Annotated in this window: 11 protein-coding genes and 1 tRNA gene; 3 read left to right on the plus strand and 9 right to left on the minus strand. The window is 63.7% G+C overall.

Annotation, left to right across the window (positions count from 1 at the left end; all coding sequences use genetic code 11):
• Window positions 1-133 precede the first annotated feature (133 nt).
• A tRNA-Pro gene (locus AB4Y36_RS00515) sits at window positions 134-210 on the minus strand.
• Between the two features lie 163 nt (window positions 211-373).
• Between AB4Y36_RS00515 and sixA the strand changes: the two genes are divergently transcribed.
• Both sixA and AB4Y36_RS00525 read left to right on the plus strand, forming a co-directional pair.
• On the plus strand, window positions 374-838 hold the full coding sequence (gene sixA / locus AB4Y36_RS00520) for a phosphohistidine phosphatase SixA (RefSeq protein WP_342945467.1): 465 nt from the start codon (window positions 374-376) through the stop codon (window positions 836-838).
• A 240-nt stretch (window positions 839-1,078) separates the two neighbouring features.
• A complete protein-coding gene (locus AB4Y36_RS00525) occupies window positions 1,079-1,897 on the plus strand; it encodes a GNAT family N-acetyltransferase (protein ID WP_069262530.1) in 819 nt (272 codons plus the stop codon).
• 109 nt (window positions 1,898-2,006) lie between these two features.
• On the opposite strand, the gene ppx is transcribed toward AB4Y36_RS00525, so the two are convergent.
• Window positions 2,007-3,629 carry an exopolyphosphatase gene (gene ppx / locus AB4Y36_RS00530; RefSeq protein ID WP_342945989.1) on the minus strand — a complete coding sequence of 541 codons (1,623 nt, stop codon included), beginning with the start codon at window positions 3,627-3,629 and terminating at the stop codon, window positions 2,007-2,009.
• A gap of 193 nt (window positions 3,630-3,822) precedes the next feature.
• On the opposite strand from ppx, the gene ppk1 reads away from it, so the two are divergent.
• On the plus strand, window positions 3,823-5,886 hold the full coding sequence (gene ppk1, locus AB4Y36_RS00535; protein ID WP_069262532.1) for a polyphosphate kinase 1: 2,064 nt from the start codon (window positions 3,823-3,825) through the stop codon (window positions 5,884-5,886).
• Window positions 5,887-5,965: 79 nt separating this feature from the next.
• Here ppk1 and phoR read toward each other — a convergent pair whose 3' ends face one another.
• From phoR to pstS, 7 genes are all read right to left on the minus strand, one after another.
• Window positions 5,966-7,279: a phosphate regulon sensor histidine kinase PhoR gene (phoR, locus tag AB4Y36_RS00540; RefSeq protein WP_069262533.1), complete on the minus strand. Its 1,314-nt coding sequence runs from the start codon at window positions 7,277-7,279 to the stop codon at window positions 5,966-5,968.
• Window positions 7,280-7,411: 132 nt separating this feature from the next.
• Window positions 7,412-8,113, minus strand: coding sequence for a phosphate regulon transcriptional regulator PhoB (phoB, locus tag AB4Y36_RS00545; protein WP_042261377.1), 702 nt, complete (start codon window positions 8,111-8,113; stop codon window positions 7,412-7,414).
• Between the two features lie 34 nt (window positions 8,114-8,147).
• Window positions 8,148-8,852 (minus strand): phosphate signaling complex protein PhoU, encoded by a 705-nt coding sequence (phoU, locus tag AB4Y36_RS00550; RefSeq protein ID WP_069262534.1) that lies wholly within the window; start codon window positions 8,850-8,852, stop codon window positions 8,148-8,150.
• Between the two features lie 19 nt (window positions 8,853-8,871).
• Complete coding sequence (pstB, locus tag AB4Y36_RS00555; RefSeq protein ID WP_342945466.1) at window positions 8,872-9,732, minus strand: phosphate ABC transporter ATP-binding protein PstB; 861 nt, start codon at window positions 9,730-9,732, stop codon at window positions 8,872-8,874.
• Window positions 9,733-9,750: 18 nt separating this feature from the next.
• Window positions 9,751-10,647, minus strand: coding sequence for a phosphate ABC transporter permease PstA (pstA, locus tag AB4Y36_RS00560; protein WP_342945465.1), 897 nt, complete (start codon window positions 10,645-10,647; stop codon window positions 9,751-9,753).
• On the minus strand, window positions 10,644-11,630 hold the full coding sequence (gene pstC, locus AB4Y36_RS00565) for a phosphate ABC transporter permease PstC (protein ID WP_069262537.1): 987 nt from the start codon (window positions 11,628-11,630) through the stop codon (window positions 10,644-10,646). Before pstC ends, pstA begins: the two co-directional genes overlap by 4 nt.
• 211 nt (window positions 11,631-11,841) lie before the next feature.
• Window positions 11,842-12,873 (minus strand): phosphate ABC transporter substrate-binding protein PstS, encoded by a 1,032-nt coding sequence (gene pstS, locus AB4Y36_RS00570; RefSeq protein ID WP_069262538.1) that lies wholly within the window; start codon window positions 12,871-12,873, stop codon window positions 11,842-11,844.
• Window positions 12,874-13,253 lie beyond the last annotated feature (380 nt).

A 13,253-nucleotide genomic window follows, 5' to 3' on the forward strand; every position in this document is an offset into this window, starting at 1 on the left:
CCGTATTTTATAGGCTCGGTGGCTTTTCAAAGGGAACGCAAGCCGTACGACGAGACGCGAGCGCGTATGACCCAACATGGGAGAAAAAGAAAAAGGGGCTACAGGCCAATGGCGTGTAACCCCTCGGTATTGCTGGTCGGAGCGATAGGATTCGAACCTACGACCCTCTGATCCCAAATCAGATGCGCTACCAGGCTGCGCTACGCTCCGACGAATCAGCGATTGTATCGGCACTGATGCCACGCCGTCAAATCTGAGTGAGCCATAGCGACGAAAAGCGATCCACATCACGCGCTTGCCGCACACCGGCCTGGCGTGCACCATGACAGGACACGCCGCACGTGCATCCCATACCGCCAAAAAAGGAGACGCCATGCACCTCATCCTCTGGCGCCACGCCGAAGCCGAAGACATCGCCGCCAGCGACCTCTCCCGCCAGCTCACCACACGCGGGCGCAAGCAGGCGCAGAACGTCGCGCGCTGGCTGCGCGCGCGCCTGCCCGACGACGCCGTGATCCTCGCCAGCCCCGCCGCACGCACCATCCAGACCGCCGAGGCGCTCACCGACCAATATCGCGTCGTGCGCGAACTCGCCCCCGATGCGAGCGTCGAGGAGGTGCTGACCTCCGTCGGCTGGCCCAAGGGCCTCGCGTCCACGGTCGTCGTGGTGGGCCATCAGCCCACGCTCGGCGAGGTCGCGGCGCGGCTGCTCTCGGGCGGCGCCGATTCGCGCAGTTGGGCCGTCAAGAAAGCCGGCGTGCTCTGGCTCGCGAGCCGTGAGCGCGACGGCGGTGACCAGGCGGTCCTCCACGCGGCCATCACGCCCGATCTCGTCTAGCCCCGACCCCGCCTGCGTCTGCCCACCGGGCCGCCTGCACGCGGCCCCTACAGCGGTTCAAGCGCGGTTCAAGCGCGATTCAAGCGCCCTTCAAACGCGCCCGCCGCCCCCCGCCTTTCTGGCCACCTCGTCCGTCTGCCTGACGCCACGTCATCGAATCGTCATTGCGTTTTCATGGAAACGTAACCGCGTATTACTACATTGCCGGAAAAGTTCTCTTACTTCCGACCAGGACGCCCTATGCGAGATCTGCCGACGCCCACCCTGCCGTTCGCCTCGACGCTGTTCGAGTCGAACCGACGCTTGCCGCGTGCCGAAGAAACGGTCACCGCGCAGCATCGGCTGCAGGTGGCCTGGGCTCGCACCGACGAGGAGCTGCGCGAAGCCCAGCGCCTGCGCTACCGCGTTTTCGCCGAAGAGATGGGCGCACGCCTGACCGGCCCCGCCGGCCTCGACGTCGACGCCTTCGACGCCTACTGCGACCACCTGCTCGTGCGCGACCTCGACACGCTCAAGGTCGTCGGCACCTATCGCGTGCTGCCGCCGCACCAGGCGGCGCGCATCGGCCGCCTCTATGCCGAAAGCGAATTCGACGTCTCGCGCCTCGCGCATCTGCGCCCGAAAATGGTCGAGGTGGGCCGCTCGTGCGTGCATCCCGACTACCGCAGCGGCTCGGTCATCATGTCGCTGTGGGGCGGTCTCGGCGGCTATATGCAGCACAACGGCTACGAGACGATGCTCGGCTGCGCGAGCGTGGCCATGGCTGACGGTGGCCACTACGCGGCGAACCTGTACTGCGCGCTCGGCGCGAACGCGCTGACCGCGCCCGAATACCGCGCGTTCCCGCACACGCCGCTGCCCGTCGAGGAACTGCGCACCGGCACGCCGGCCGTGCCGCCGCCGCTCATCAAGGGCTATCTGCGCCTCGGCGCGAAGATCTGTGGCGCGCCCGCCTGGGACCCCGACTTCAACACCGCCGACTTCCTTACGCTCTTCCGCCTCTCGGAAATCAACGAGCGTTACGCGCGCCACTTCCTCGGCGAAGCCGTCACGCGTTAAAACCTCATCCGCTCCTCAGTGGGCAGGATGAGTCAACAAAAAAAGCCCGGCTCACGAACGAGCCGGGCTTTTTTATCGGCGCAGTCAGACGAGGCGCAGCGCGCTACGCTCACTCTTCCGTATAGACCACGCGATACGGAATGCCGATCTTGCCCCATTCCGCCGCTTCCTGAACGAGGTTGTAATCGGTGAGCGGATTGTTCTGGACCCAGGCATTGGGCAGCAGCACTTCGTAGCCGCTGCCCTCCTCCTCCACCTTGATGTGCGGCAGACCGACATCGGCGCGGCGGCGCGTCAGCAGCGCGGCGAGACGCAGACAGAACAGCAGCGTCCATTCCACATCGCGCGTTTGCGAGAGCTTGCCGAGCTTGCCCACGTGGCCGAGCACCAGCGCGGCGAGGCGCGCCTGGTCGGTGCGCGAGAAGCCGGGCATGTCCGCGTTGCTGGCGATGTAGGCCGAATGCTTGTGGTACGCGCTGTGCGAGATGGAAAGCCCGATTTCGTGCAGCGACGCCGCCCACGTGAGGAACATGCGGTTCTCTTCGCGGCGCTCGTCGTCGGGCTCCTCGAACTGATCGTAGAACTTCACGGCCAGCTCGCCAATGCGCCCCGCCTGCGCGCGATCCACGCCGTAGCGGCGCATGAAGCCCTCCACCGTCACCGTACGCATGTCCTCGTGCTGCGAGCGGCCCAGCAGGTCGTAGAGCACGCCCAGGCGCAACGCGCCGTCCGTGGTGTCGACATAGTCGATACCGAGCTCCTCGAACACCGCGATCATGATCGAGAGACCGCCCGCCAGCACCGGGATGCGGTCGGGCTTGAGCGCGACGAGCTTGAGCCGGTTGACGTTCTCGGCCTTGATGAGCGCGCGCTTCAGGCGCTCGAGGCCACCGCGCGAAATGCCGTGCGTGATGCCGGGATCATTGAAGCCGTTCGCCTCGACGAGTTCTGCGAGCGCGCGCGCCGTACCCGACGAGCCGATCGCCTGGTCCCAGCCGGTCTTGCGGTAGTCGGAGGAAATGATCTGGATTTCACGCGTGGCCGCGAGTTCGGCCTGGCGCATGGTGTACTCGTCGACGTTGCCCGACGGGAAGAACTGGCGGCTATGGCTCACGCAGCCGATATAGAGGCTTTCCATGCGGATCGGCGTGTAGTGCGCGCCGATGATGAACTCGGTCGAGCCGCCGCCGATGTCCACCACGAAGCGCTTGCCCGCGCTCGCCGGCACCGAGTGCGCGGCGCCCGCATAGATGAGGCGCGCTTCTTCGCGCCCCGCGATCACTTCGATCGGGAACCCGAGCGCGGCTTCCGCCTCGGTGAGAAACTCGCGCGCGTTCTTGGCGACACGCAGCGTATTGGTCGCCACCGCGCGCACCTGGTCGGGATGAAAGTCGCGCAGGCGCTCGCCGAAGCGCTTGAGCGCGTCCCAGCCGCGCACCTGCGAGGCGCGGTCGAGCAGCTTGTCCCTCGAGAGGCCGGCCGCGAGGCGCACCGGTTCGCGCAGCGCGTCCACCGGGTAGATCTGGCTGCCGGCATCGGTTTCCTCGACGCGGCCGACGATCAGACGAAAACTGTTCGAACCGAGATCGACGGCGGCAAGCAGTTGGGGATTGGTGACCATCGAAGGGGCAGGCTCCATGCGTGCATACAGAGACGAACGCGCAGCCATGCGGGCTTGCTGCGCCGCCGCCGCGCTGTCCAAATGCGTCATTTTAAGCGTAGCCGACTTCACCATGTCGCTCCTCGCATTGGTCATGACCATGGGTACTTTTACCCAGCGTGCATGTTCGCAACGCGACTTGTCGATTTCGTGAAAATGCGGCGTAAAATTTATGACACTTCGAAAGTCACAATAAAGTCATATTACTGTGAGAATTTCCGAGCGTCCGTTCGAATCCATTTCTGACATTCCGTTTTCATTGCCGATGTCCATCCGCTATCCCCTACTCAATCGCGAACTGGGCATTCTGGGATTCAATGAGCGCGTGCTCGCACAGGCGTCCGATCCCGCTGTTCCTCTGCTGGAGCGCTTGCGCTTCATCTGTATCACCAGCAGCAACCTCGACGAATTCTTCGAAGTCCGGATGGCCGGGCTTCAGGAGCAGATGCGCGACAACCCGGGCGTGCTCTCGCCCGACGGCATGTCGCTGCAGCACGTGTACGACCTCGTGGTCGAGCGCGCGCAGCGTCTCGTGCATCGCCAGTACCGCATGCTGCACGACACCGTGCTGCCCGCGCTCGAACAGGAAGGCATCTACTTCCACGGCACCGACGCCTGGAACGAAGCGCAAACCGCATGGGCGCGCAAATATTTCTTCGACGAACTGCTGCCCGTTCTCACGCCCATCGGGCTCGATCCCGCGCACCCGTTCCCGCGCGTGCTCAACAAGAGTCTGAACTTCGTGGTCGAGCTCGAAGGCAAGGACGCTTTCGGGCGGCAGGCCGTCATGGGCATCGTGCAGGCGCCGCGCGCGCTGCCGCGCCTCGTGCGCATGCCGCAGGAGCTTTCCGGCTTCCAGCACGGCTTCGTGCTGCTCGGCTCGCTCTTGCAGCGCTTCGTGGGCGAGCTGTTCCCGAGCCTCGTCGTGCGCAGCTGCAACCAGTTCCGCATCACGCGCAACAGTGAACTCTTCGTCGACGAAGACGAAATCACCAACCTGCGCGTGGCGCTGCAGGGCGAACTGCCGGCGCGGCACCTCGGCAATGCGGTGCGTCTCGAAGTGTCGGCGGAAACGCCCCCGCATCTCGTGAAGCGCCTGCTCGACGAAAGCGGCCTCGACGAAAAGGACTGCTATTTCGTCGATGGCCCCGTGAATCTCGTACGGCTCATGCAGCTGCCCGAGATGGTCGATCGCCCCGACCTCAAGTTCGTGCCGCACGTGCCCGCGATTCCGCGCCGCATTGCCGCGAACAGCAACATGTTCGATGTGATCGATCAGGGCGACGTGCTCCTGCATCATCCGTACGAGAGCTTCCAGCCCGTGCTCGAACTACTGCTGCAGGCCGCGAACGACCCGAACGTCGTCGCGATCAAGCAGACGATCTACCGCACCGGCACCGACTCGCCGCTCATGGACGCGCTCATGCAGGCCGCGCGCAACGGCAAGGAAGTAACGGTGGTGGTGGAGCTGCTCGCGCGCTTCGACGAAGAGACCAACATCAACTGGGCGGCGCAGCTCGAAGCCGTGGGCGCGCACGTGGTGTACGGCGTGGTGGGCCACAAGTGCCACGCCAAGATGATGCTGATCGTGCGCCGCGTGCCCGTGAACGGGCGCATGGTGCTGCGCCGCTACGTGCACCTGGGCACGGGCAACTACCACCCGCGCACGGCACGCCTCTATACCGACTTCGGCCTCATGACCTCGGAGCCGAAGATGTGCGAGGACGTGCACCACGTCTTCCAGCAGCTCACCGGCATCGGCGGCGAGCTGCAGCTGCACGATCTGTGGCAGTCGCCGTTCACGCTGCATCCGAAGATGATCGAGGCGATCCGCAACGAAGCCGATGCCGCGCGCGCGGGCAAGAAGGCGCGCATCGTCGCGAAGATGAACGCGCTGCTCGAGCCGACCGTGATCGACGAGTTGTACGAAGCATCGCAGGCCGGCGTGAAGATCGATCTGATCATCCGTGGCGTGTGCTCGTTGCAGCCCGGCGTGCCGGGGCTCTCCGAGAACATCACCGTGCGCTCGATCGTCGGGCGTTTCCTCGAGCACCACCGCATCTACTACTTCTATGCGGGTGGTAAGGAAGACGTCTACCTGTCGAGCGCGGACTGGATGGATCGCAACCTGTTCCGCCGCGTCGAAGTGGCGTTCCCGATTCACGACCGCAGACTCAAGCGCCGCGTGATCGCCGAAGGGCTTTCCACCTTCCTCGGCGACAATCAATCGGCGTGGCTCATGCAAAGCGACGGCCACTATCGCCGCCGCCGCGCGGGCAAGGCCGTGCGCAATGCGCAGTTGAGCTTGCTGGCGAAGTTCTGTCCGTGATGCCTTGACGGAGCAATAACGCCGAACGCAAAAAAGCCGCTTCGAATGAAGCGGCTTTTTCAATTGCGGCGGCGCTTCGTTACGCCGGCGCCGGCTGCCGTCTCGTCGTGCGCGCGGCCGGGAAGCGCACCGTGAACGTGCTGCCCCGCCCTTCCTCGCTCTTCACTTCGAGCGCCGCGTCGTGACGCTGCAGCACGTGCTTGACGATCGCGAGACCCAGTCCCGTGCCGCCCGTATCGCGCGAGCGGCTGCGGTCCACACGATAGAAGCGCTCGGTCAGGCGCGGAATATCGGCGGCCGGAATGCCGAGGCCGCTGTCGGTGACCGCGAAGACCGCGCTGCCGTGTTCTGCGCGCCACGACAGATGCACCGTCCCGCCGTCCGGCGTGTAGCGCACCGCGTTGGTCGCCAGATTGCCGAGCGCGCTCATGATCTCGGTTTCGGAACCGGTGACGCTCAGTCCGTCGTCGAAATCGGCCGTGATGCGGTGACGCCCGCCCGAAAGGCTTTCGGCGTCCTCGCGCACGTGCCCGAGCACCGCGCGCATATCGACCATGTGGTCGCCGGGCTGGCGCCCCTCGCCTTCGAGCTTGGCGAGCACGAGCAGGTCGGTGACGATATGGCGCATGCGCGAGGCCTGTTGCTCCATCAGTTCCAGGTAGCGATTGCGCTCGGCTTCGCCAAGCGGCAGCTCGCGCATCGTCTCGAGGAAGCCCGAGAGCACCGTGATCGGCGTTTTCAGCTCGTGCGAGACGTTGGCCACGAAGTCGCGCCGCATGGCGTCGGTGCGCTCGAGTTCGGTGATGTCCTGCGACAGGATGAGCTTGCGGTTCTCGCCGTACGGAAACACCTGCACCGAGATCACGTTCTGACGCTTCGCGCCCATGCCTCGCATGATCAGCATGTCCTTGTAATCGTGCGAATTGAGGTAGCGCACGAAGTCGGGCTGACGCACGAGATGCGTGATGTGCTGGCGCAGGTCGCGCCTCGCATCGAGGCCGAAGTGAACTTCCGAGATCGCGTTGCACCACTCGATCTGGTCGTGGTCGTCGAGCATGGCGACGCCGTTGGGCGACGCCTGGATCGCCTGGATGAAGCGCGAATGCTGCTGCTCCACCTGGCGCACCTGAGCGTGCCAGCGCTTCGCGAGCTTATGCAGACGGTAGTAGATTTCGCCCCAGATGCCGGGAGCGCTCGGCACTTCGCCGTAGACCGGCGCGTCGAGCAGGCGCCACAGACGCTGCTTGTGAAACGTGCTGAAGAGCATTTGCGCGAGCAGCGCCAGAACGGCGATGCTCAGCGCGATCTTGACGCCGAAAATCGCGCCAACACCCGCGCACATGAGCGCGAGCAACACGATCGATACGAGGGAGCGCGCCCAGATGATGTTCATGTTCCTGCGATCGAAGATAAATACGGTCGGATGCGGGCACGCGACATCGAGTGACTACCGCGCGCATACCGGCGGCAGTGAAACGGTCGCGCCGCCCGGTGAGTCACCCTGCGGCGCGGCCATGGGTCCAGCTCAGGCGCTCTTGGCGAGACGGTAGCCGCTGCCGCGCACCGTTTCGATCATAGCATCGCACCCTGCCGGCTTGAGCGCGGCGCGCAGACGCTTGATATGCACGTCCACCGTGCGCTCTTCCACGAACACGTGATCGCCCCATACCTGGTCGAGAAGTTGCGTACGGCTATGCACGCGCTCCGGATGCGTCATGAAGAAGTGCAGCAGGCGGAATTCGGTCGGGCCGAGATCGAGCTTGATTTCCGAGCCTTCGGCGGCGGCCGCCACGCGGTGCGTGGCCGGATCGAGCTTCAGACCGTTGATCGCCACCACGTCTTCCGTGAGCTGCGGCGCACGGCGGCGCAGCACCGCCTTGATGCGCGCCATCAGCTCCTTGGGCGAAAACGGCTTAGTCACGTAATCGTCAGCGCCGATTTCGAGGCCGAGCACCTTGTCCTGCTCGTCGCCGCGCGCGGTCAGCATGATGATCGGAATATGCTTCGTGCGTTCGTTGTTGCGCAAGTCGCGCGCGAAGTTCACACCCGACTTGCCCGGCAACATCCAGTCCAGCAGGATGAGATCGGGCAGCACGTCGCTGATCAGGTTTTGCGCCTGCTCCGCGTTGTAGGCGCGGATCGGGCAGTGGCCTGCGTGCTGCAGGTTCACCGAAATCAGCTCGGAAATGGCGGGCTCATCTTCGATGACGAGAATGCTGCTAGGCATCGGCACCTCTTGACCTTGTTACCTATGGAGTGAATTAGCTGAGCGCTTCGCGTTCGAGCGCGTCGCGCGACTTGTGGCGCACGTCGGTGCCCTTCACGATGTAGATGATGAATTCCGCGATGTTCTTCGCGTGGTCGCCGATCCGCTCGATCGCCTTGGCGATGAACAGATAGTCGAGGCCCACCGAAATCGTGCGCGGATCTTCCATCATGTAGCTCACGAGTTTGCGCACGAACGCGCGGAATTCCTCGTCGATCGCCTTGTCGTCGCGCACGATCTGCGCGGCGGCCACGGTGTCGAGACGCGCAAACGCGTCGAGCGCGCGGCGCAGGATCGACACGGCCATTTCGCCCGAGACCTTGATCTCGGCGATGTTGACCGCGCGCGAAGCGCCGTCTTCCATCAGGCGTTTGGTGCGCTTGGCGATCTTCTCGGCTTCGTCGCCGGCGCGCTCGAGGTTCGTGATGGTCTTCGAAATGGCGAGCACGAGGCGCAGGTCGCGCGCGGCCGGCTGGCGGCGCGCGATGATGTTGCTGCACTCCTCGTCGATCTCGACTTCCATCGTGTTGAGGCGGTCTTCGGCGGCGATCACGCGCTCGGCGGCGGCGCCGTCGAACTCGTTCAATGCCTGCATTGCCGTGATGATCTGCGATTCGACGAGGCCGCCCATTTCGAGCACCTTCGACGAAATGAGGTTCAAATCGGCGTCGAACTGGCTGGACAAGTGTTTGTCGGACATGATTTGCTCCCTGCTCCGATTAGCCGAAGCGGCCGGTGATGTAGTCTTCCGTTTCCTTGCGGACCGGCTTGATGAAGATCTTTTCGGTGTCACCGAATTCGATCAGCTCACCAAGGTACATGTAAGCAGTGTAGTCCGAGCAACGCGCGGCCTGCTGCATGTTATGGGTGACGATCACCACCGTGTAATCGCTCTTGAGTTCCGCGATCAGCTCTTCGATGCGGCCGGTGGAAATGGGGTCGAGCGCCGAGCACGGCTCATCGAGCAGCAGCACTTCGGGGCGGATCGCAATGCCGCGCGCGATGCATAGGCGCTGCTGCTGGCCGCCCGAGAGGCCGTAGCCGCTCTGGCCGAGCTTGTCCTTCACTTCGTTCCAGAGCGCGGCCTTGGTGAGCGCCCATTCGACGCGGTCATCCATTTCCGGGCGCGAGAGCTTCTCGAACATCTTCACGCCGAACGCGATGTTGTCGTAAATCGACATCGGGAACGGGGTCGGCTTCTGGAACACCATGCCGATACGCGCACGCAAAAGCGAGATGTCGCGCCTGGTCGTCAGCAGGTTCTCGCCGTCCATGACGATTTCGCCCTCGGCGCGCTGCTCCGGATAGAGCGCGAACATCTTGTTGAAGGTGCGCAGGAGCGTGGACTTGCCGCAGCCCGACGGGCCGATGAACGCCGTCACCTTGCCTTCGGGAATCTGCAGGTTGATGTTCTTCAGCGCGTGGTACTTGCCGTAGAAGAAGTTCAGGTCCTTCACTTCGATCTTCGGCTTGCCCAGCGCCGGCAGGCGTGCGTTCTGGGCGGGATCCGCAGGTTCAAACCCAGCGGAGGGCGCATTGCCGTGCGCAGCGGTGTTGAGGTGACTCTCAGCCATGTTCATCGGGAACTCCGCCCTTGCTTACTTGTTCGAAAAGATCGTGCGCGCGAGGATATTCAGACCCAGCACGCCGAGCGTGATCAGGAAAACGCCGGCCCACGCAAGCGACTGCCACTGCGCAAACGGGCTCATCGCAAACTTGAAGATCGTGACCGGCAGGTTCGCGATCGGTTGATTCATGTTCGCGGTGAAGAACTGGTTCGACAGCGCGGTGAAGAGCAGCGGCGCGGTTTCGCCGGCGATACGCGCAACCGCCAGCAGCACGCCCGTCACGATACCGGCGATCGAAGCCTTCAGCGTGATCGACATCACCATCTTCCACTTCGGCGTGCCGAGCGCGAATGCCGCTTCACGCAGGTTGTTCGGCACGAGCTTGAGCATGTTCTCGGTCGTGCGAATCACGATCGGAACCTGCAGGAGCGCCAGCGCAATCGCGCCGGCCCAGCCGCTGAAGTGCCCCATCTTCGCCACGACGAGCGCGTACACGAACAGGCCCACGACGATCGAAGGCGCCGACAGCAGAATGTCGTTGATGAAGCGCGTGACGCCCGCGAGCCAGCCCTTCTGGCCATATTCCGCGAGATAGATGCCCGCGAGAATGCCGATCGGCGTGCCGACGAACGTTGCGATCGCAACGAGCATCAAGCTGCCGACGATGGCGTTGGCGAGACCGCCGCCGTCGGTGTTCGGCGGCGGCGTGGACTGCGTGAACAGTTCCACCGAAAGGCCGCCGATCCCAAGCGAGAGCGTCGTGTAGAGAATCCACACGAGCCAGATCAGGCCGAACACCATCGCAGCGAGCGAGCACGTGAGCGCGATCGCATTGGTCACGCGGCGGCGACGCTGCAGCTTGTCGCGCATGCGCTCCAGTTCGGGGCCGTAAATCGCGCCCGGAATTTTCATCATCGGTTCGCTCATCGCGCACCCTCCGCTTTTTCAAGGCGCAGCAACATGAGCTTCGAGATCGACAGCACGATGAAGGTGATCACGAAAAGGATCAGGCCGAGTTCCATCAGCGCGGCGGTGTGCAGGCCCGGGCTCGCTTCCGCGAACTCGTTGGCGAGCGCCGAGGTGATGCTGTTGCCCGGTGAAAAGAGCGACACGTTGTCGAGCAGGTTCGTATTGCCGATCACGAACGTGACGGCCATCGTCTCGCCGAGCGCGCGGCCGAGACCCAGCATCACGCCGCCGATCACGCCGGTCTTGGTGAACGGCAGCACGATCTTCCACATCACTTCCCACGTCGTGCAGCCAATGCCGTAAGCCGACTCCTTGAGCAGTACGGGCGTGACTTCGAACACGTCGCGCATGACCGAAGCGATATACGGAATGATCATGATCGCGAGAATCACGCCGGCGCACAGAATGCCGATGCCGATGGGCGCGCCCTGGAACAGCGCGCCGACGATCGGCATGCCGCCGAGCAGCGAGCCGAGCGGCTTTTCGAACCACTGCGCGAAGATCGGCGCAAAGACGAGCAGACCCCACATACCGTAGACGATCGACGGGATCGCGGCGAGCAGTTCGATGGCGATGCCGAGCGGACGGCGCAGCCACGCCGGCGAAAGCTCAGTGAGGAACAGCGCAATGCCGAAGCTCACAGGCACGGCGATGATGAGCGCGATGATCGAGGTGGCGATCGTGCCGTAGATGGGCACGAGCGCGCCGAACTGCTCGCTGGGTGGATCCCAGTCGGCAGTCCAGAGGAATGCGAAACCGAATTTCTGGATCGTCGGCAACGAGGCGACGATCAGTGACACGATGATGCCGCCGAGCAGCAACAACGTGACGATGGCGGCGAGGCGTGCGAGGCCGCCAAAAATGATGTCCCCTGCCGGGCTGGGCGCTTTTTGCTGCGCGGCGTTGCCGGGCGGGTTCGACACGAGCGGGACGTCGGACATGGTGACCTGGGTTCCAGTTGCCGCGAGCGCGGGCTCACGACGTTGATGCAGCCGTGGGACTGCAGATCGCCCGACTTCCGGCCGTTAATACTGACGACTCAGCCGGAAGGCGGACGGCACATCTTGGACAGCGCGGATTCAGGCAAGCCACAAGCGAACAGGCCGCGCGCGTCACGCGGCGGCCTTTTTTTACACTTGCCTGACGCCCTGCTTACTCGGCGACCGGCTTGCCGCTCGCGTCCTTGACCTTCTCCTTCCACTGCGACTTGATTTCGCTCACGACCGACTGCGGCAGCGAGATGTAGTCGAGGCTGTCAGCAGCCGGCGTACCGTTCTTGAAGGCCCAGTCGAAGAACTTGAGCGTTTCCTTGCCCTGGTCCGGCTTGTCCTGTGCCGTGTGCAGCAGCACGAAGGTCGCGCCGACGACCGGCCATGCGTCCTTGCCCGGCTCGTTCGTGAGGATCTGGTAGAACGACTTCTTCCAGTCCGCGCCAGCGGCCGCTGCCTTGAACGTTTCGGTGTCCGGCTGAACCACAGTGCCCGCCTCGTTCTTCATGGCAGTGTAGACCATGTGATTTTGCTTGGCGTACGCCCACTCGACGTAGCCGATCGCGCCCGGCAGACGCTGCACGAAGGCTGCGACGCCGTCGTTGCCCTTGCCGCCCGTACCCGTCGGCCAGTTCACGGTCGTGCCTTCGCCGACCTTGCTCTTCCAGTCGGGGTTGACCTTCGACAGGTAGTTCGTCCAGATGAAGCTGGTGCCCGAACCATCGGCGCGGCGGACCACGGCGATGTCGAGATCAGGCAGCTTGACCTTCGGGTTCAGGGCGACGATGGCCGGATCGTTCCACTTCTTGATCTTGCCGAGGTAGATATCGCCGAGCACCGGGCCCGACAGGGTGATCTCGCCCGGCTTCACGCCCGGCACATTGATCGCCGGCACGACGCCGCCGACCACCGTCGGGAACTGGAACAGGCCTTCCTTGGCCAGATCCTCGTCCTTCAGCGGAGCGTCCGAGCCCGCGAAGTCAACGGTCTTGGCCTGAATCTGCTTGATGCCGCCCGACGAACCAATACCTTGGTAGTTCACCTTGCCGCCGCCCGCCTTTTGATAGGCATCCGCCCATTTCGTATAGATCGGTGCTGCGAAGGTGCTGCCCGCGCCGGTGATGTCAGCAGCCTGCGCTGCGATCGCGAAGAGCGCGCCAGCAACGCCAGCGAGCGCGGTTTGCATCAATTTCATGAGACCTCCAGTGTGTGAGCGGATGAACGACACCGCGAAGCTTAGGGGGTCTCTGTGACAGTACTGTGACGATTCATGAAGCGAACGTGACAGTTCGATTACTGGCTGAAAGGCGCGTGGATATGCGTTTTGGGCGACTTTGCAGGCGCGGTTGCGACATGGCCTGCACGTGCCTGGATAGCAGAAAAGCCCGCCAGGCGGGAGTTTGGCGGATGCTGAGGGTCGCATGAAAAAATTCGAGGCTTTCCTCGAAAATGGTTTGCAAACCGTTATGCGATTGTTTTAAACGTTTGCCTGCTTCCCTTGTGACGCCGAATAAATCGCAAAAAAATGAGCACGACGGCGGATTGCAACGTCGTGCTCATCGGTTAGGCGCAAGC

Origin of the sequence: Paraburkholderia sp. BR10936 (assembly GCF_040965735.1) — a bacterium.
Lineage (GTDB): Bacteria > Pseudomonadota > Gammaproteobacteria > Burkholderiales > Burkholderiaceae > Paraburkholderia > Paraburkholderia nodosa_A.